Origin of the sequence: Curtobacterium sp. PhB191 (assembly GCF_004346515.1) — a bacterium.
Taxonomy (GTDB): Bacteria; Actinomycetota; Actinomycetes; order Actinomycetales; family Microbacteriaceae; genus Curtobacterium.
In genome coordinates, this window is sequence record NZ_SMBV01000009.1 from 107,130 (window position 1) to 125,324 (window position 18,195).

At 71.2% G+C, this 18,195-nt stretch carries 19 protein-coding genes; 10 read left to right on the top strand and 9 right to left on the bottom strand.

Features of this window, described 5'->3' with window-relative positions; all coding sequences use genetic code 11:
* The first annotated feature begins 40 nt into the window (after positions 1-40).
* The 7 genes from EDF48_RS15115 to EDF48_RS15145 all read left to right on the top strand — a co-directional run bounded on the left by EDF48_RS15115 (position 41) and on the right by EDF48_RS15145 (position 8,710).
* Positions 41-646 (top strand): isochorismatase family cysteine hydrolase, encoded by a 606-nt coding sequence (locus EDF48_RS15115; protein WP_111086471.1) that lies wholly within the window; start codon positions 41-43, stop codon positions 644-646.
* On the top strand, positions 639-2,030 hold the full coding sequence (locus EDF48_RS15120) for an amidohydrolase family protein (protein ID WP_131880969.1): 1,392 nt from the start codon (positions 639-641) through the stop codon (positions 2,028-2,030). Before EDF48_RS15115 ends, EDF48_RS15120 begins: the two co-directional genes overlap by 8 nt.
* 110 nt (positions 2,031-2,140) lie before the next feature.
* Positions 2,141-3,721 carry an ABC transporter substrate-binding protein gene (locus tag EDF48_RS15125; RefSeq protein WP_165932416.1) on the top strand — a complete coding sequence of 527 codons (1,581 nt, stop codon included), beginning with the start codon at positions 2,141-2,143 and terminating at the stop codon, positions 3,719-3,721.
* 79 nt (positions 3,722-3,800) lie between these two features.
* The gene (locus tag EDF48_RS15130; RefSeq protein ID WP_111086468.1) at positions 3,801-4,862 is read left to right on the top strand and encodes an ABC transporter permease; all 1,062 of its coding nucleotides are present in this window, start codon (positions 3,801-3,803) and stop codon (positions 4,860-4,862) included.
* Positions 4,855-6,597: a dipeptide/oligopeptide/nickel ABC transporter permease/ATP-binding protein gene (locus tag EDF48_RS15135; RefSeq protein ID WP_243698119.1), complete on the top strand. Its 1,743-nt coding sequence runs from the start codon at positions 4,855-4,857 to the stop codon at positions 6,595-6,597. The genes EDF48_RS15130 and EDF48_RS15135 overlap by 8 nt, the downstream gene beginning before the upstream one ends.
* Entirely contained in the window at positions 6,594-7,412 is an 819-nt protein-coding gene (locus EDF48_RS15140; RefSeq protein WP_131880974.1) for an ABC transporter ATP-binding protein, read from the top strand. The genes EDF48_RS15135 and EDF48_RS15140 overlap by 4 nt, the downstream gene beginning before the upstream one ends.
* A 20-nt stretch (positions 7,413-7,432) precedes the next feature.
* Complete coding sequence (locus EDF48_RS15145; protein WP_131880976.1) at positions 7,433-8,710, top strand: amidohydrolase family protein; 1,278 nt, start codon at positions 7,433-7,435, stop codon at positions 8,708-8,710.
* Between the two features lie 30 nt (positions 8,711-8,740).
* Here EDF48_RS15145 and EDF48_RS15150 read toward each other — a convergent pair whose 3' ends face one another.
* Both EDF48_RS15150 and EDF48_RS15155 read right to left on the bottom strand, forming a co-directional pair.
* Complete coding sequence (locus EDF48_RS15150) at positions 8,741-9,427, bottom strand: alpha/beta hydrolase (protein ID WP_131880978.1); 687 nt, start codon at positions 9,425-9,427, stop codon at positions 8,741-8,743.
* Positions 9,424-10,074, bottom strand: a complete 651-nt coding sequence (locus EDF48_RS15155) for a cyclase family protein (protein ID WP_131880980.1) — start codon at positions 10,072-10,074, stop codon at positions 9,424-9,426. The genes EDF48_RS15150 and EDF48_RS15155 overlap by 4 nt, the downstream gene beginning before the upstream one ends.
* A gap of 77 nt (positions 10,075-10,151) precedes the next feature.
* Here EDF48_RS15155 and EDF48_RS15160 point away from each other — a divergent pair, with 77 nt between their 5' ends.
* On the top strand, positions 10,152-10,961 hold the full coding sequence (locus EDF48_RS15160) for an N-acyl homoserine lactonase family protein (protein ID WP_131880982.1): 810 nt from the start codon (positions 10,152-10,154) through the stop codon (positions 10,959-10,961).
* 42 nt (positions 10,962-11,003) lie between these two features.
* Here the strand turns inward: EDF48_RS15160 and EDF48_RS15165 are convergent, their stop codons facing one another.
* The 3 genes from EDF48_RS15165 to ppk2 form a co-directional block, all read right to left on the bottom strand.
* The gene (locus EDF48_RS15165; protein WP_131880984.1) at positions 11,004-11,519 is read right to left on the bottom strand and encodes a DUF6611 family protein; all 516 of its coding nucleotides are present in this window, start codon (positions 11,517-11,519) and stop codon (positions 11,004-11,006) included.
* On the bottom strand, positions 11,516-12,052 hold the full coding sequence (locus EDF48_RS15170) for a hypothetical protein (protein ID WP_131880986.1): 537 nt from the start codon (positions 12,050-12,052) through the stop codon (positions 11,516-11,518). The genes EDF48_RS15165 and EDF48_RS15170 overlap by 4 nt, the downstream gene beginning before the upstream one ends.
* Positions 12,053-12,138: 86 nt before the next feature.
* Positions 12,139-13,047, bottom strand: coding sequence for a polyphosphate kinase 2 (ppk2, locus tag EDF48_RS15175; RefSeq protein ID WP_123339522.1), 909 nt, complete (start codon positions 13,045-13,047; stop codon positions 12,139-12,141).
* 159 nt (positions 13,048-13,206) lie between these two features.
* On the opposite strand from ppk2, the gene EDF48_RS15180 reads away from it, so the two are divergent.
* Entirely contained in the window at positions 13,207-14,208 is a 1,002-nt protein-coding gene (locus EDF48_RS15180; RefSeq protein ID WP_131880991.1) for an aldo/keto reductase, read from the top strand.
* A gap of 151 nt (positions 14,209-14,359) precedes the next feature.
* Here EDF48_RS15180 and msrA read toward each other — a convergent pair whose 3' ends face one another.
* The 3 genes from msrA to EDF48_RS15195 form a co-directional block, all read right to left on the bottom strand.
* Positions 14,360-14,881 (bottom strand): peptide-methionine (S)-S-oxide reductase MsrA, encoded by a 522-nt coding sequence (gene msrA, locus EDF48_RS15185; protein WP_131880993.1) that lies wholly within the window; start codon positions 14,879-14,881, stop codon positions 14,360-14,362.
* A gap of 99 nt (positions 14,882-14,980) precedes the next feature.
* Positions 14,981-15,802 carry an aldo/keto reductase gene (locus tag EDF48_RS15190; protein ID WP_123294565.1) on the bottom strand — a complete coding sequence of 274 codons (822 nt, stop codon included), beginning with the start codon at positions 15,800-15,802 and terminating at the stop codon, positions 14,981-14,983.
* Positions 15,803-15,925: 123 nt separating this feature from the next.
* The gene (locus EDF48_RS15195) at positions 15,926-16,384 is read right to left on the bottom strand and encodes a DUF4383 domain-containing protein (RefSeq protein ID WP_131880995.1); all 459 of its coding nucleotides are present in this window, start codon (positions 16,382-16,384) and stop codon (positions 15,926-15,928) included.
* Positions 16,385-16,561: 177 nt separating this feature from the next.
* Here EDF48_RS15195 and EDF48_RS15200 point away from each other — a divergent pair, with 177 nt between their 5' ends.
* Complete coding sequence (locus tag EDF48_RS15200) at positions 16,562-16,918, top strand: VOC family protein (RefSeq protein WP_131880997.1); 357 nt, start codon at positions 16,562-16,564, stop codon at positions 16,916-16,918.
* Positions 16,919-16,998: 80 nt separating this feature from the next.
* Here EDF48_RS15200 and EDF48_RS15205 read toward each other — a convergent pair whose 3' ends face one another.
* Entirely contained in the window at positions 16,999-18,177 is a 1,179-nt protein-coding gene (locus EDF48_RS15205) for a hypothetical protein (protein ID WP_131881000.1), read from the bottom strand.
* Positions 18,178-18,195: the final 18 nt, after the last annotated feature.

The following is an 18,195-nucleotide window of genomic DNA, read 5'->3' on the forward strand; positions in this document are numbered from 1 at the left end:
CCCACCCGCTGCACGATCCGTCCCGGAAGGAACCACCAGCATGCTCGCCGTCTCCGGCAACCCCGTCCTGATCGTCGTCGACATCCAGGGCGGAGCTGCCTCGACGATGCCCACGCCAGGCATCCCCGTGATGGGCGGCCGTGCCGAGCGCGCACCGCGCGTCCGTGACCTCATCGAGCACTGCCGCTCCTCGGGTGTGCCCGTCGTCTTCATCCAGGAGGTCCACAAGCCGGACCTCGTCGACATCGGCCGTGAGCTCGACGGCGCCGAGGGCCCGCACTGCATCGAGGGCGAGGAGCAGACCGAGCTGGCCTCGTGGATCGACCCTCGGCCCGAGGAGTTCGTCATCCGCAAGCGGCGCTACTCGGCGTTCTTCGGCACCGAGCTCGAGATCGTGCTCAAGGCGTACAAAGCCGGCACCGTCCTGCTCGTCGGCGGACTCACCGACGTCTGCATCCACTACACGGCGGCCGACGCCCACCAGCACGACTACGCCGTCCGGGTCCTCACCGACTGCGTCGCCGGGTCGAGCGAACGCGCGCACGACGCGGCACTGGAGGCGATCGGGTACCTCCAGCGGGACGCCCTCGTGACCGCTGCGGACGTGCGCACCTGGCTCGACGAGCGGGAGCCCGTCGGTGTGTGAGGCGGCCGGCCGGTCCGCGCGGCTCGTCGTCGGACACGTCCGGACGATGGACCCCGGGGTGCCGACCGCCGAGGCCCTGCTCGTCGTCGGCGACCGGATCGCGGCGGTCGGGACGCTCGACGACGTGCGGGCGGCGGCTCCGGAGGGCACGGCCGAGGACCACGTCGAGGGCACCGTCCTGCCGGGGTTCACCGACGCCCACGCGCACGCGCAGCGCGCCGGACTCAAAGCGCTGCAGCTCGTGGACGGCGACGCCGACGCCGCGACGTTCTCGGCCGCGATGCTCGCCGACGGCGACGCGGACCCGGACGCCCCGGACTGGATCGGGGACGCACCGCCGACGCTCGGGGACCGGCTCGCCGCGATCCGCCGCATCCAGCCGCTGCTGCACGCGATGGGGTTCACCGGTGTCGTCGACCCGGCCGTCACGCTGCCCGAGCTCGAGGGGTACCGGGAGGCGCACCGGCAGGGACTCCTGACCCTGCGCGTGGTCGCGATGCCCTACCCCGAGCTCGGCAGTGCAGCGGTTCCCGACGTCGATGCGGCCCTGGCGGTGCTCGACTCGATCGACGGCGTGACCGGTGACGGCGACGACCGCCTCCGGCTCGGCCCGGTCAAGGTCTACTACGACGGCGAGGGCATGAAGGGGCAGGCGCTGCTCGAACGGCCCTGGACCGGCGACGACCACGGCGTGCAGCGGATCGCGGCGAGCGACTTCGCCCGGCTCGCCGCGTCGTGCGTGGCCGCGGGGTGGGGGCTCGGCGTCCACGCGGTGGGCAGTCGTGCGGTCGCCGAAGTGCTCGACGGGCTCGAGGCAGCGGAACGGGACACGGGACGATCGGTCGCCGGACTCCGCTGCCAGCTCATCCACGCGTACCTCGAGCCGAGCGTCGCGAGCGCCGACCGTGCGGCACGCCTCGGTGTCGTGGCGTCGCTGCAGCCCTCGATCGCCTGGAAGAACGCCGCCGGGCTGCAGCGCCGGCTCGGCAGCCGTGTCGACGAGGTCAACCCGATGCGGACCTGGGCCGACGCCGGCGCCACGGTCGCCATGGGCTCGGACGCGCCGTACTTCCCCTTCGACCCGCGCGAGGTGGTCCCCGTCGCCGCATCCCGTCGGATGCGCGGCCTCGACGAGCCGATCGGCCCGGCACAGGCGCTCTCGGTGCTCGAGGCGGTCGAGGCCTACACGCGCGGTGCCGCACACGCGTCCTTCGCCGAGGACCGTCGCGGCGTGCTGCGCGCCGGCGCCCTGGCGGACTGGGTGCTGCTCGACGTGGACCCGGCCGCGTGCACGGTCGACGAGTTCGCCGCGGCGCGGGTCCTGCGCACCGACGTCGGCGGCGTGACGGTCTTCGACGCCGCGGCTCGTCCCGGGCAGATGTAATCCACTCGAAACATAGTTGGATGCGGATTGTTCTAAATTGGATCCAAGTTGGACCCGACCCTGGGACTGACTCCCTGGCATCACCCCGAATCCCACTGGAGGACAGCACCATGGTGAGGAAGCGCATCCTCGTCGGCGTCGCGTTGGCGACCGCCGTCGGACTCTCCCTGAGCGCGTGCACCGCGTCCGGCTCCGCTGACGGCGGCGACAGCTCGTCGAGCACCGACACGATCAACGCAGAGCTCTGGTACGCCCCGGCGACCTTCGACCCCGCGAAGGCCTCGGCCAGCTCGGACGTCGAGGTCGCACGACTCGGCTTCGACACCCTGCTCCGGCAGGGCGAGGGCGACGACGGCGGCTACATCGGCGGGCTCGCGACGAAGTGGGACGCCGAGTCGGCGTCGAAGTACGAGTTCACGATCCGCGACGGCGCCACGTGCTCCGACGGCACCGAGATCACGCCGACGGTCGTCGAGAAGTCCTTCGAGTACCTGGTCGGCCTCGACGACTCGGGTGCGCAGACCTGGAAGAACCAGGCCTTCGGCTCGGGTGACCCGAAGTTCACCGCCGACGACGCCGCCGGCACGCTGACGATCTCGCTCAGCGAGCCGTACTCGCAGCTGCTCGGCGGCCTGACCCGCCCCGGTACCGGGATCATCTGCCCGGCCGGTCTCGCCGACACGAAGGGCCTCGCGGCCGGCACCGTCGACGGCGCCTGGTCCGGCCCGTACACGCTCGCGAAGTCCTCGGCCGGCAAGAGCGTCTCGTACGCGCTGCGGTCCGACTACGACGCCTGGCCGGCGTGGAAGACCGTCACCGGTGAGCCGGCCAAGACGATCAACCTGACCGTGCAGGGCGATTCGAACACGAGCGCCAACCTGCTGCAGTCCGGCGGTGTCGACGTCGCACGCTTCTACGACTCGAACGCCGAGCGCTTCAGCGGCGACGACTACTCCACCGTGAAGTTCGCCAGCTCGGCCTACAACCTCGTGTTCAACGAGGCAGAGGGCTCCGGCTCGGTGTTCGCCGACGACCAGCCGCTCCGTGCCGCGGTCGCCCAGGCGATCGACACGAAGGGGTTCAACAACGCCGGTCTCGACGGACTCGGGGTCGAGCAGAACACGGTGAACGCGGCGAGCTACCGCTGCGCGGTGGACGACTCGTCGCTCGTGCAGTCCTACGACGCGAAGGCCGCGACGAAGGAGCTCACGGGCAAGACGATCCGCCTGCTCATCATGTCGAACTGGGACCCCGCCGCCGACTTCCTGGCGGAGTCGCTGCGGAACGCCGGTGCGACCGTGAAGGTCTCGGCACCGGACCCTGCCGACTGGACCAAGCAGATGCGCACCGAGCCCAAGACCTGGGACGTCGCCGTGGCGGCCGAGGACGCGCAGACCGGGCTGATCAACACCTCGATCGCGCGCTACGTCGGACCGACCTACGCCGAGGGCGGCACGAACGTGTCCTCGAGCGACAACCCCGAGGGACTCGCGGCCTACCAGGCGGCGATGGCCACGTCGGACGCCGACCAGCAGTGCGAGGACTTCGCCACCGCGCAGAAGTCGATCCTCGAGCGTGTCGACATGACCCCGCTCATCACGGACACGCACCGGTACGTCGCCCGCAAGGGCTTCGCGACCCACGTGTTCTCGGGCTACTGGGACGTCTCCGCGATGCGGATCGTCTCCTGATCGCCCGACCGAACGAGCACCACGCACCACGCACCACCGCACCACCCCAGCCCGGACCGGAGCACCAGGAGGACCCGCGATGAGCACCACCACCGTCGACCATCTCCCCGTGCCCGGTCCGGGCACCCCCGGGTCTCCGGGAACCCCGACCGCCGCCGCACCCCGGGCCGCGAGTCTCGGTGGCGCATGGCGCCGCTTCCTGCTCCGCCGTGCCGTCGGACTCGTCATCAACCTGGCGCTGCTCGTCCTCGTGACGTTCCTCATCGTGCAGCTCATCCCCGGCGACCCGGCAACGGCCATCGCCGGCGACACCGCGACGCTCGCCCAGGTCGAGCTCGTCCGGCACCAACTCGGTCTCGACCAGCCGATCCCCGTCCAGCTGTGGCACTACGTCGCCGGCGTCGTGCAGGGCGACTTCGGTGACTCGTACAAGTACCGCGCACCGGCGATGGACATCGTCATGACGGCCGTGCCGTACACGCTGACGATCACGATCGCCGCGGTCCTGCTGCTGCTCGTCCTCGGACTCGCACTCGGCATGACCGTCGGTGTCCTCACCCGCGGCGACCGGCACCGCTGGCTCGACGTCTCGTTCTCGGCGGTCACCGGCCTGATCTCGTCGATCCCCACGTACGTGCTCGCCACCGGGTTCGTCGTCGTCTTCGCGGTCCTGCTGCACGTGCTGCCGCCCGCGTACTCGCCGGCCTACGACTTCGGCGCGGCGGCGGTCCTGCCGATCGCCTCGCTCACCGTGGGCGGCACGTGCTCGGTGGCCCGCATCGTCCGCCGTGAGACCGCCGTCATCCTCGAGCAGGACTACATGCGCACCGCCCGCGGGTGGCGGCTGCCGGCGCTGTCGATCTACGCCAAGCACATGCTGCCGAACCTGCTCACCACCGCACTGACGCTGTCCGGGATCATCCTGACGGCCCTGCTCGGCTCGGCACTCATCACCGAGGCGGTCTTCGCGTGGCCGGGCCTGGGCGGCGTCATCGTGCAGGCGATCGCGGTGGACAAGGACTACCCCGTGATCCGCGCCGCGGTCTTCGTGATCGGGCTCATCTCGCTCGTGATCACCCTCGTCATCGACATCATCCTGGGTCTCATCGACCCGCGCACCCTCGGGGAGAAGCGTGGCTGACACCATCACCGCCGTCCAGGCGGCCTCGACCGACCCGGCATCGCGTCCCCGCACCTTCGCGTGGAACGGCGGGCTGATCGTCGGCTTGGCGATGTTCGGGCTGATCCTGATCGTGGCGGTCGTCGCACCGTTCGTGTTCGGCGCCCAGGCCACGGGCATCGGCGGTACCTCTGGGCTGGGGTCCACCGCCGAGCACCCGCTCGGTACCGACACCCTCGGCCGCGACATGCTCGCGCGCACCCTGGTCGCCACCCGGGCCACGGTCCTGATGGCGCTCGCCGCCACGGCCCTGTCCGCGATCGTGGGCATCGCGCTCGGCATCGGCGTCTGGCTCGCCCCCCGCCGGGTGCGCGAGCTCGGGCTGCGCGGGATCGAGTTCGCGGTCAGCTACCCGACGATGCTCGTCGCGATCATCGTCGCAGCGATCCTCGGGCAGGGCATGGTGCAGGTCGTCGTGGCCATCGCGGTCGCGAACATCGCCGGCTTCGCCCGTCTGACCGCCAACCTGGCGGCGAAGATCTCCACCAGCGAGTACGTCACCACCGCACGCCTGATGGGGGTCCCGGCGCACCGGGTCGCCATGCGGCACGTCCTGCCGAACATGGCCGAGCCGACGCTGATCCTGATCGCCGGTGCCTTCTCCGGCTCGCTCGTCGAGATCTCCGGACTGTCCTTCATCGGCCTCGGCGCGCAGACCCCCGCGTTCGACTGGGGAACCCTGCTCAACGACGGACTCGACCGGATCGTCGTGAACCCCGTCGTCATCGTCGGCCCCGCGGTCGCGCTGACCTTCGCCTCCCTCGCCGCCCTGCTCGTCGGGGACGGACTGGCCGCTGCCGCGAACCCGCGGTCGAACACCACGCGGTCCCGCACCACCCGCGCGACCGGCCCGTCGACGCTCGCGGTCGAGGACGACGCCGTGCTCGTCGCGGACGGCATCTCGGTGCAGCACGCCGCCAGTGGACGCGCCCTGGTCAAGGACGTCTCGTTCACCATCCGGCGGGGCGAGGTGCTCGGGATCGTCGGCGAGTCCGGTTCGGGCAAGTCGTTGACGGCCTCGCTCGTCGCCAAGCTGCTGGGCGAGGGGCTCGAGGGCTCCGCGCGGCGGCTCGAACTCGGCGGCGTCGACCTGCTCGGTCGTGTGCCGGACCGCGTGCTCGCCTCCCGCATCGGGCTCGTCTACCAGGACCCGGGCACCGCGCTGAACCCGGCCATGGTGCTCGGCATCCAGTTGTCCGACGTGCTGCGGATGCGGCTGCGACACAGCCGACGTGACGCGATCCGACTCCTGACACAGGGCTTCCGCGCCGTGATGCTGACCGATCCCGAGGGTCGACTGCGCCAGTACCCGCACCAGCTCTCCGGCGGCATGAAGCAGCGCGCGATGATCGCGTCGGCGATGAGCACGAAGCCCGACCTGCTCATCGCGGACGAACCGACCACCGCCCTCGACGTCACCGTCCAGCGTGAGGTGCTGACCGTGCTCAAGCGGATGAACGAGGACTCCGGCACCGCCGTGCTGTTCATCTCCCACGACCTCGGCGTCGTCCGAGCACTGTGCGACCGGGTCCTGGTGATGCGGAACGGCGAGATCGTCGAGCGCATCGACGACGTCGCCGGGCTCTCCCCGCACACCGTCGACCACCCGTACACGAAGCAGCTCCTGGCGGCCACTCCGGTCGTGACCGTGCCCACGGAGTCCACGCGCACCGAGCAGGCGGAGGCACACGCATGACCGACACCACGACGACACGCGAACGCCGCGCGACCGACGCCGGCACGGCCCCCATGATCGACGTCCGCGCCCTCGACGTCGCGTTCGGCTCGACGACCGTACTGCACGGCGTCGACCTCCGCCTCGAACGGGGTCGGACGGTCGGCGTCGTCGGGGAGTCCGGCTCGGGGAAGTCCACGCTCGCGAAGGTGCTCGTCGGCACCGTGAAGCCCGCCTCGGGCAGTGCCACCGTGGACGGCGTCGACCTGGCGGCGGCCGACCGCTCGACCCTGCGCGGCTACCGGCGCCGGATCCAGATGATCCCCCAGGACCCGTACTCGTCCCTCTCACCACGGCGTACCGTCGCGCAGACCCTCGCCGAGGCGATCGACCCGGTCCGCCCCCGCGTCGCCACCCACGAGGACCGCATCGGCGGCTGGCTCGAACGCGTCGGGCTGTCCCGGGACATGATGCACCGCTACCCGCACGAGTTCTCCGGCGGGCAACGGCAGCGCATCGCCATCGCCCGCGGCCTGGTCATCGACCCGCACCTGGTCATCGCCGACGAGATCACCTCGGCGCTCGACGTCTCGGTGCAGGCGCAGATCCTGGAGCTGCTCGCCGACATCAAGGAGTCCCTCGGCCTGACGATGATGTTCATCTCGCACAACCTGGCGGTCGTGCAGCGTGTGAGCGACGAGGTCGTCGTGCTGTACCAGGGTGAGGTCGTCGAGGCCGGTCCGGTCGAGCAGATCTACGCCGATCCGCAGCACTGGTACACGCGTCGTCTCCTCGACGCGGACCCCGGTTCCGCCCGTTTCAGTCTGGCCGGCTGACCGACCCAGGAAGGCCCGCAGTGGCGGCACGACTCCCGACGACCCCGCACGCCGACGGCGTGCTCCGACTGGTCGGCGCGACCCTGGTGGACGGCACGGGTGCTCCGCCGCGCGCCGACGCCGAGGTCGAGCTGCGTGACGGCGACGTCACCTACGTCGGTCCACGGCGCGCCCCGGCTGCGGACGTGCCGACGGTCGACCTGTCCGGCCGGTGGCTGCTGCCCGGGTTCGTCGACGCGCACGTGCACCTCAGCATGGTGCCGACGACGCCCGAGGAGCAGCGGGCACGGTTCCCGGAGGAGCACGTGCTCGAGGTCGCCGAGGTGCTCCGGAGCACCCTGCACGCCGGCGTCACGACCGCGCGGGACCTGGACGGGCTGACCCCCGGCTACCGCGACGCCGTCGCCCGGGGCACGGTCGTCGGTCCGCGCCTGCACCTCGCGATCGCCATGCTCTCGCCGACCGGTGGCCACGCCGACCCGGTCCGACCGAACGGGTCGCTGCCGGCCTGGGCCGTCCGGCCGGGAATGCCTGCGCCGGGCGTCGTCGACACCGACGAGGACGTCGTCCGGACGGTCCGCTCGCTGCTCCGCACCGGCGCCGACGCGATCAAGGTCTCCACGTCCGGAGGGGTCGGTTCGCCGACCGACGACCCGGACGACGTCGGCATCACCGAGGACCAGGTACGGCTCGTCGTCCACCTGGTCGGCGAACGCGGCGGCCGCCCGGTCACCGCCCACGCGCTCACCGACGCCGCGGTCCGTGCCGCCGTGCTCGGCGGAGCCGCCAGCATCGAACACGGCTACGACCTGCACGACGAGACCATCGCGCTCATGGTCGAACGCGGCACGGTGCTCGTCCCCACCCTCAGCACGCTCCTGCGCGAACTCGACCCGTCCACCGCCTCTGCGGAACGCCTCGCACAGCGCGCGGCACTGCACGCTCGCGGCCTCGACAGCGTGCGACGTGCCGTCGCCGCCGGCGTGCCCGTCGCGCTCGGCACCGACGCGGGTGTGCACCCGCACGGTCGGAACCTCGCCGAACTCGCCCGCCTCGTGCAGGTCGGGCTCTCGCCGCTCGACGCGATCACGGCCGGCACGCTGCAGGGTGCCCGGCTGCTCGGTCTGGAGGCCCGGCTCGGCTCCGTCGAGCCCGGCAAGGCCGGTGACCTGGTCGTCTCGGGCGTCGACCCGCTCGCCGACGTCGGCGCGCTGGCCGACGCTGCCAGCGTGCGCGCGGTCCTGCAGGCGGGTCGTGTGGTCAAGGACCTGGACGGACTGGTGACCACGGCCTCCTGACCGTGGCGCCACCCGCGCAGCCGGCGGTGGTCAGCGCAGCGCGGCCACCGCGCGCTCGATGACGGCGACGACCCGGTCCGGAGCGGCGTGCGCGACGGCGTGACTCGTGTCGACCTCGTCGACCACTGCACCCATCCGGGCGACGAAGTCGCGCTGGATCGCGGGCAGCAGGTGCCGGTCGCTCGTGGCGACCAGGTACCAGCTCGGGCGGGTCCGCCAGGCGGGCTCTGCCGTGGGCTGCTGGAAGGCGGCGTCGGCGGTGACCCGCCCCTCGGCACGTGCGGCGAGCAGCACGTCCTCCGGGACGTCCCAGGCGAGCGCCAGCCGCGACTCCTCGTCGTCCTGTGCGATCCACTCGCCGGCCGGGCCGCGGTGCATGTACTGCGAGACGAGAGCGGGTTCCCGGGTCTCGACGATCCCGGAGACCGACTCGCCCGCGTCCGGAGCGAAGGCCGCGACGTAGACCAGTCCGACGACGCGGTCGTGCGTGCCCGCGTTCGTGATGACGGCGCCGCCGTAGGAGTGGCCGACGAGCAGGACCGGGCCGTCGATGCCGTCGACCAGGGCGCGGACCGAGGCCTCGTCGTCGCGGAGCGAGGTCATCGCGTTGTCGGCGAGCGAGTACGGGATGCGGCGGTCGCGCAGGAGCGGGGCGACGGACGACCAGGTGGACGGCGAACCGCCGGCACCGTGGACCAGGACCACGTGGACGCTCATGCGTGGGTCGCCACGGCGAGGGGGAGCAGGACGGTCGGAGCGGGAGCGGCCTCGCGCCCCGCGAACGGCACCGGCTGGCAGACCATCAGGTAGTCGCCGGGCTCGACCTCGGACAGGTCCGCGTTCTCGAGGATCACGACGCCGGCGCCGCACAGGGCGACGTGTGTCGGCCACGACTCGGTGTGCGCCGGGGCCTCCATCGTCATGTAGTCGATGCCGGCGAAGCGCACCCCGCGGTCGACGAGCCACTGCGCGCCGCTCGGCCCGAGCCCGACCCACGTCTCCGACCGCTCGTTCCGGGTCAGCGCGTCGGTCGAGTTGCGCGTGCGGAACAGCACGCGTTCGGCGCCGGCCGCACCCGCCTCCTCGAGGTCGTCGGCGGTGATCTCCTCGACGACGTGTCGCAGGTCGAGGACTCGGACCGGGCCGACCACGCTCTCGAGCGCGATCTCGTCGACGGTCGTCGCACCGGGCACGAAGTGCGACGGGGCGTCGACGTGCGTGCCCGTGTGCGCACCGATCAGCCAGCGGGAGACGTCCGACGGGTACCCGTTCGCGATCTCCTCGACCATCTCGAAAGTGGGGCGCCGGCCCCAGTGCAGCATCTCGGGGGAGATGGGGATGTTGATGTCGATCGCGTCGGTCATGGCTTCCTCCCGGAACTCCGGCACAATGGATTCGGATTGACACAAATTGTATCCAATCAAGCCGGAGGTGCAAGGGCATGGCGAAGACGTTCGACGGAGCGGTGCGGACCGGAGCTGCGCTCGGCGGTCGTCCGCGTGGGCTCGTCCGGCTCGTGCTCGGGTGGGAACCGATCCCCGAGTCGATCTCCCTGCGGGGCGGCGATCCCGCACGATTCCTCCTCGAACCCGTCACCGCCGCGGCCGTCGTCTTCGACCACGGCTGGGTGCTCCTCGACGGCGGGTTCAACGTCGACCGCGTGCGAGACCCCGAGGCGCGCGCCGCGCACTACGAGTACGAGAGCTACACGGCGGTCGTGCCGCCGGGCGACGCGCTCGCCGAGGGGGTCGCGGCTGCGGGACTGGCGTGGGACGACCTGGCGCTCTGCGCGATCTCGCACGTGCACCTCGACCACACGGGCGGCCTGCGGCTCGTCCCACCGGGCACCCCGGTCGCGCTGCAGCGACGGGAGTGGGACTGGTTGCGGAGCGGCATCGGCCGGCGGGAGACGGTCGTCGTCGACGACGTGCTCGACGCCGACGTCCGGGTGTTCCTGCTCGACGGGGACACGGAACTGGCACCCGGCCTGACCGCCCTCGACACCCGCGGTCACACGCCGGGGCACCAGTCGTTCCGCGTCGACCTGCCGGATCGGACCGTGGTGCTCGCGTGCGACGCCGCCGACCTCGAGCGGAACCTCACCGAGCGGACTCCGTGTGGGTGGGTGGGGAGGGCCGGGGACGAGCTCGAGGCGCAGCGTTCGATCGACCGGCTGGCGGACCTGGCCGCCGAGTCCGGCGTCGAGGTCTGGCCCGGGCACGACCCCGAGTGGGCGGCGTGGCGGCGCTGAGCCTGCGGGTCCGAGCCAGCGGGGCACCGTGCTCGCAATGGGTCACCCTGCCCGCGGTGGTTGCTCCGGCAGTGCGGCCCACACATCCGCCCAGATGAGCTCGAACTCGACGGGCGCGAGCCGGTGCGCCCGCACCGCCCGCTCCAGGATCGAGAGCGCGTCGAGCGACCCGGCGAGGAGCCGCTCGTCGCCGTGCACCTCCGGCCGACCGTTGCCCAGGAACGTGGTCACGGTGACCGATCGCACCCGCGGACGGAGCCGCCGAGTGGCCCGGCCGAGGACGACGAACCCCGCGGCGTACAGCGCGAGTCCGACGGGCATGCCCGCCGCCGGCACCGAGACCGCCAGGACCACGACCACGAGCGCGGTGAACGCCCCGACGGCGGGCCAGACGTGCCACGCCCGGAGCAGCAGGCGTTCACTCCTGCTGGTCCCGGGCGGGAACACGACGAGCGTCCGCGAGGCCCACAACGTGCGCCCCACCGGCCGGATCGTGTACCGGCCCCACAGGTGCGGCCCGTCGACCAGGCGGTCGCGGACGGCCGTCGCCGTGGTCACCGCTCCACCGGCAGGAGCTCGGCGCGGACGGGGACGACGTCGCGGTGCCGGACGGTCGTCAGGCAGGGGAAGCAGACCAGGTCGCCATCGCGGACGTCGGCCGGCAGCGGAGCCGGGAGGCGGTGGAACGGGCCGTCGGCCTGACCGTCACATCGGGACACGACGTACATCGTGGCGAGGGGAGCGGTGCTCCGGCGTCCGATCAGACGCACCTGGTCGAGCACGGCGCAGGTCGGCAGGACCGCGTCCAGTTCCAGGAGCACCACCCCGGTGCGCGGCCGTCGGACACGGGTGACCGACGCGACCGCGACGCTCACGTCACGAGGGGTCCAGCCGCGGGGGCGGTAGCGCGGCGGCGACTGCTCCGCGGTGTGGACGCTCGGGGTGCCGGTCAGGTCGGCGAGCCGGACCATCGAGATCGCGGCGACCACCAGGTCGTCGGTGGTCGCCACGGTGTGGACCGGCCACAGGACCGGGTCCATGGGATCCGGCAGGGACGCGCGGAGCGTCGGCATGATCGCTGTCAGTGTCACACCGGACACGTTCCCGCGAGGACGGGCCAGGGGGAAGGTGCCCTGACGGAACCCCTACGCCCGAGGGCCGACTCCTGACGGTCCACTCACTCGATGTCGACGTCCCGCTTGCCGCGCCGCACGATGAGCGGGTCCGGCTTGCCGATCACGTCGACCGCCTTGTCCGGGTAGTCGAACTGCGTCAGGAAGTACCGCATCGCGTTGAGTCGGGCGCGCTTCTTGTCGTTCGACCGCACGATGGTCCACGGCGCGTACCGCTTGTCGGTGCGCGTGAACATCGCCATCTTCGCCTCGGTGTAGTCCTCCCAGCGGTCGAGGGACAGCAGGTCGATGTCGGACAGCTTCCACCGGCGCACGGGGTCGAGCTGGCGCATCGCGAAGCGGGTGCGCTGCTCGCGGCGGGTGACCGAGAACCAGAACTTCGTCAGGTGGATGCCGGAGTCGACGAGCATCCGCTCGAACTGCGGCACCTGGGTCATGAAGGACTCGTACTCGGCGTCGTCGCAGAACCCCATGACCCGCTCGACGCCGGCGCGGTTGTACCAGGAGCGGTCGAACAGGACCATCTCGCCGGCCGACGGCAGGTGCTGCACGTAGCGCTGGAAGTACCACTCACCGCGTTCCCGTTCGCTCGGCTTGCTGAGCGCCACCACGCGCGAGGTGCGGGGGTTCAGGTGCTCCGTGAACCGCTTGATGGTGCCGCCCTTCCCCGCGGCGTCACGCCCCTCGAACAGCACGACGACCTTCTGGCCGGTGTCCTCGAGCCAGTACTGGCACTTCAGGAGCTCGATCTGCAGCTGGTACTTCGCGTACTCGTACTCCTCGCGCGGCAGCCGCTCGTCGTACGGGTAGTCGTCGCGCCACGTCAGGACGGGGTTGCCGTGCGGGTCGATGAGGTCCGGGTCGGCGGTGTGCCCGTCGGCGACGCTGTAGCCCTCGGTCCGGAGCTGCTCGATGTACTCCCGGAGTGGTTGCGAGTACGGCGCTGTGTCCACGGTGTCTCCTCTGCCCGCCGATCGGTCGGCTGGTCCCATCCTGTCCTGTGTGACCCGACAACTGCCCAACCGGACGTGTCCCTCAGGTGACCAAGCGGCTGCGTGACCCGAAGCGGTAGCGTTCTCGATGGCCTGTCCCCGACCCCGGATCGAGCAACGATGCCTGACGTCCACCTGCCTGCCGCCGACCGCTACGAGCAGCTCCCGTACCAGCGCGTGGGAAGGAGTGGCCTCATGCTGCCGCGCATCTCCCTCGGCCTGTGGAACAACTTCGGCGCCGACCGGGCGCTCGCCACGCAGCGCGACATCGTGCTGCACGCCTTCGACCGCGGGATCACCCACTTCGACCTGGCGAACAACTACGGTCCGCCTCCCGGGTCGGCCGAGGAGCAGTTCGGCCGCATCCTCGAGTCTGACCTGCGTCCGTACCGTGACGAGATCGTGGTGTCGACGAAGGCCGGCTACGACATGTGGCCGGGCCCGTACGGTGACCGGGGCTCCCGCAAGTACATGCTCGCGTCGCTCGACCAGTCGCTCGGGCGCCTCGGGCTGGACTACGTCGACGTGTTCTACTCGCACCGTCCCGACCCCGAGACCCCGATCGAGGAGACGGTCAGCGCGCTCGTGACCGCGGTCCGTTCGGGCAAGGCGCTCTACGCGGGCATCTCGAACTACGACCCGGAGCAGACCGCCGCGGCAGCCGAGGCGCTCGCCGCCGAGAACATGCACCTGCTCATCCACCAGCCGCGCTACAACATGTTCGACCGAGTCCCCGAGGACGGGCTCTTCGACGAGCTCACGCGACTCGGCACCGGTGCGATCGTGTTCTCGCCGCTGGCCGGTGGGCTGCTGACGGACCGGTACCTGGACGGATCGGTTCCGGTGGGGTCACGTGCAGCCGAGGGCCGCTGGTTCGGTGCGGACCGCATCGACGACGAGTACCTGACCACGGCGCGAGCGCTCAACGACATCGCTGCGGCCCGCGGGCAGACGCTCGCGCAGCTCGCGATCACGTGGGTGCTCCGGCAGCCGGCCGTCACGTCGGCGCTGGTCGGGGCATCGAGCGTCCGTCAGCTGGACGGCACGCTCGACTCGCTCGCGGGTACCCCGCTCACCGACGAGGAGCTCGCGGCGATCGACGCACTGGTGCCACGCGGCTGACGTGCGCCGGATGCAGTGGGCGTGACCCAAGAGCAGACGGGAGGCGCGGTGCCAGCTGGCACCGTCCCTCCCGTCACGGCCGTCGCCCCGCTGGCGCGGTGCGCCGGTACCGGCGGGTGGGGCCCACCTCCCGTCGCTTGGTGGGTTGCCCCTAGACCGCCGCGGTCGCCTCGTCGCGGTGCGGGAGCTTCCAACCCGGACGCACGAAGTGGCACGTGTACCCGGCGGGGTACTTCTCGAGGTAGTCCTGGTGCTCCTCTTCGGCCTGCCAGAAGTCACCAGCGGGCTCGACCTCGGTGACGACCTTGCCGGGCCAGATGCCCGAGGCGTCGACGTCGGCGATGGTGTCGCGCGCGACCTGCTCCTGCTCCGGCGAGGCGAAGAAGATCGCCGAACGGTAGGCACGGCCGACGTCGTTGCCCTGGCGGTCCTTCGTCGACGGGTCGTGGATCTGGAAGAAGAACTCGAGCAGGTCGCGGTACGAGATCTCCGACGGGTCGAAGACGATCTCGACCGCCTCGGCGTGGTCACCGTGGTTGCGGTACGTCGCGTTCGGGGTGTCGCCGCCCGAGTAGCCGACGCGGGTGCTGATGATGCCGGGACGGCGGCGGAGGAGCTGCTGCGCTCCCCAGAAGCAGCCGCCGGCGAGGATGGCGGTTTCGGTGGTGGTCATGGTGGCCTCCTGAGGTCGTCGTGCCGCTGGCTGCGGCACCGTGTGGTGCAACCGGCAACGGGGCTGCGGTGTTCCCGTGTCGCCGGATGTCGGATCGCGTCAGTTCGTGGTGTCCTCGAGCGCGTCGAGCGCGGCCACGTCGTCGGCTGACAGCACGAAGTCGACGTCGGCGTTCGCGGCGATGCGCGACGGGGTGGTGGACTTCGGGAGCGGCAGGACGTCCTTCTCGAGCAGGTAGCGGATCGCGACCTGGGCGACGGACTTGTCGTACTTCGCCGCGATCTCGGCGATCTGCGTGTTCTCGAGCAGGCCACCGGTGGCGAGCGGCGAGTAGCCCTCGGTGAGGATGTCGTGCTCGCGGTCGAACGCGGTGGTCTCGTCCTGGGTGTTGCCGATGAACCAGCGGATCTGGTTGGCGTGCGGGACGACGTCGGTGCGGCCGAGCAGGTCCTCGAGGTCGGCGACGGCGAAGTTCGAGACACCGATCGAGCGGGTCCGGCCGGCGTCGTAGACCTCTTCCAGCACCTTCCACACCTCGACGTTGCCGTCGCGGTGGTCGGAGCCGATGGCGTCCCAGGGCCACGGTGCGTGCACGAGGTACAGGTCGATGACGCCGACGTCGAGGTTGCGGCTCGAGGTCTCGAAGGCCTCGCGGGCGCCGTCGGCGGTCTTGATCTCGGCGGGCAGCTTCGTCGTGACGAAGACCTCGTCGCGGGGGACGGCGCTGTCACGGATGGCCTGGCCGACGCTGGCCTCGTTGCCGTAGGCCAGGGCGGTGTCGATGTGGCGGTAGCCGGCGTCCAGCGCGGTCTTCGTGGCGTCGTAGGCGTCGTCGCCGGACGGGATCTGCCAGGTGCCGAAGCCGATCTTCGGGATGTGCAGGCCGTTGGACAGGGTGAACGTGTCGGTGAGAGCAGGCATGTTGCGGACAGTACGCCGCTCGGTTCCGGGGGCGGTCACGGGACGCAACGCGGAGACGGACGGGAGGCCCGTGGCGGTGTCGCCACGGGCCTCCCGTCGGTCGTCTGGTCGCGTCCGGAGCGATCAGCGCGTGCGCGCGCCGACGCGCGGCAGTACGAAGCCGAGGACGATCATCGCGACGGCCAGGAACGCGTGCAGGACGTTGTCCGCGCTGTTCAGCGGGACGAAGTTCGCGGGGTCCGCCATGCCGGCCGTGAACAGACCGTAGACGAACAGGACCGCATAGACGATGCCGCCGACGACCAGGTAGAGGCGCGCGCCCGACGCCGAACGGGCTGCGATGAGTCCGACGATGCCGAAGAGCAGGTGCACGATGTTGTGCAGGACCGACACCTGGAACAGGCCCAGGAGCAGGGCCATGGAGCCGTGACCGGCCATCGACATCGAGCCCATGTCCATCGTGAGTCCGGGGATGAAGCCGGCGATGCCGACGATCAGGAAGACGACACCGAAGAGGAGCGCACCCTTCTGGGTCCACGTCGAGCCGGTGCGGTTGCGAGCGGTTGCTGCGTTGCTGGTCATGGTGAGACCTCTCTTGTCGATCGCGCCACGGATGTCGCGCACAGGGCATTCGAGGCCGATGCGCAGTCGGATTGCAGGTGCCATCCGATTTCCGAACGCGCGAGGGACCGCTGAGTCGGTGCGCATCGCGTGCTGCCTACGCTCCGCCGTACGGCAACACCGACGGAAGGCAGCACCATGGCAAGCGGAGTCGCAGCGGTATGGGTCCCGGTCACCGACATGCAGCGGGCGGTCGCGTTCTACCGCGACACCCTCGGACTGACGGTCACGGACGAGTCCGACGACTGGAGCGAGATCGACGCGAACGGTCTGATGATCGGGCTGAACGGCCGTGAGTCGGCGAGTCCGTCGAGCGGCGGGGGAGCGGTCATCACGTTCCAGCCGGACGGGTCGATCGAGGACGAGTTGGCCAGCATCCGCGAGCGCGGTGCGGACGGGCAGGGCGAGATCAGCGAGCACCCGTGGGGCAAGATCGTCCCGTTCAAGGACAGCGAGGGCAACGACCTGCAGTTCTACGCGCCGCCGCAGGGCTGACGCGACCCCAGGACGGACGGGAGGCCCGGTGCGGTGTCGCCACGGGCCTCCCGTCCGTCATACGGTCCCGTCGGAGAGCGCTACGCGACCGCGATCTCGTTGGGTACGCCCGGCAGCGCGTCGCTGGAGGCGACGATCGTGCCGGTGGTCAGGTCGACGGCGTGGACCTTCCGCTCGGCGGGGTCGGTGACGTAGGCGATGTCGCCGGCGACCTTCACGGCGGGGTGGGCGTCCTGCCACTCGGCCGGACCCTCCCACGCGTCGATCACGGGGAACGAGTCGAGCTGCTCCCCGCTGGTCTCGTCGAAGGTGTGCAGGGCGCCGTCGTCACCGAGCACCACCGCTTCGTCGCCGGGGCCGCGTGCGAGGTCGCGGAACGTGAAGCCGACGCCGTCGGGCAGGTCCGCGACGGTGTACTTCCCCGAAGCCGCGTCGATCAGCGCGATCTGGTCGAGCAGGTAGCCCTCGCTGTCCGGGTCGTCGTTGTAGTCACCGACCGCGACCGACGACGTGTCCGTGGTGAACAGGTTGCCGGTGCGGCCGTACTCGGTCGGGGCGTCGAGCTTCTCGAACGCGCCGTCGGCGTATACGAGGGCGCCGTCGGTGCAGCCGAAGACCGCGACCTCGTCCTGGACCGCACCTTCGCCGTGCACGTCCGGGCACGATTCGGAGCGGGTGAGTTCCTTGCCGTCGGCGTCCAGGGCTCGGACGCCACTCCGGCTCTCCTCGGTGCCGATGGTGGTCAGGAGCGTGCCGTCCTCGAGCTCGATCGCGACGCCGTGGTGCGCTGCCTCGGACTCGGTGGTCCGGGCGTCGGGCAGGGCGTCGCCGTCGAGGTCGGTGTTGTCGAAGGTCGTCACGTCGCCGGTGCCGTCGGCGAACAGGGCGGTGCGGTCGCCGTGCACGACGGCGTGCCCACCGGTGTCGGCCGGGAAGACCGCGTCGGTGAGGGCCGGGTCCGCCGCGGTGTCGAGCACCCGGAAGCCCTCGGGCACCGTGACGAGCACGTGGCGGCCGTCGCCGGCGGGGTTCACGCGGGTGAAGCCGTCGACGGCGTCGTCGGCCAGGACCTGCAGGTCCTGGTCGAGCACGAGCAGGCCGCCGTCGTAGGTCAGGGTGATGCGGGTGCTGTCCGCCTTCGAGGCCGAGGTGCTCTCGGCGTCGGCGGCGTTCGTGGCGCACCCGGTCAGGGCCAGGGCAACGGTGCCGAGCAGCGCGGCCGGCAGTGCTGCGGCGCGGAGGGTCTTGGTTCTGGTCATGGACAACACTGTACTGAT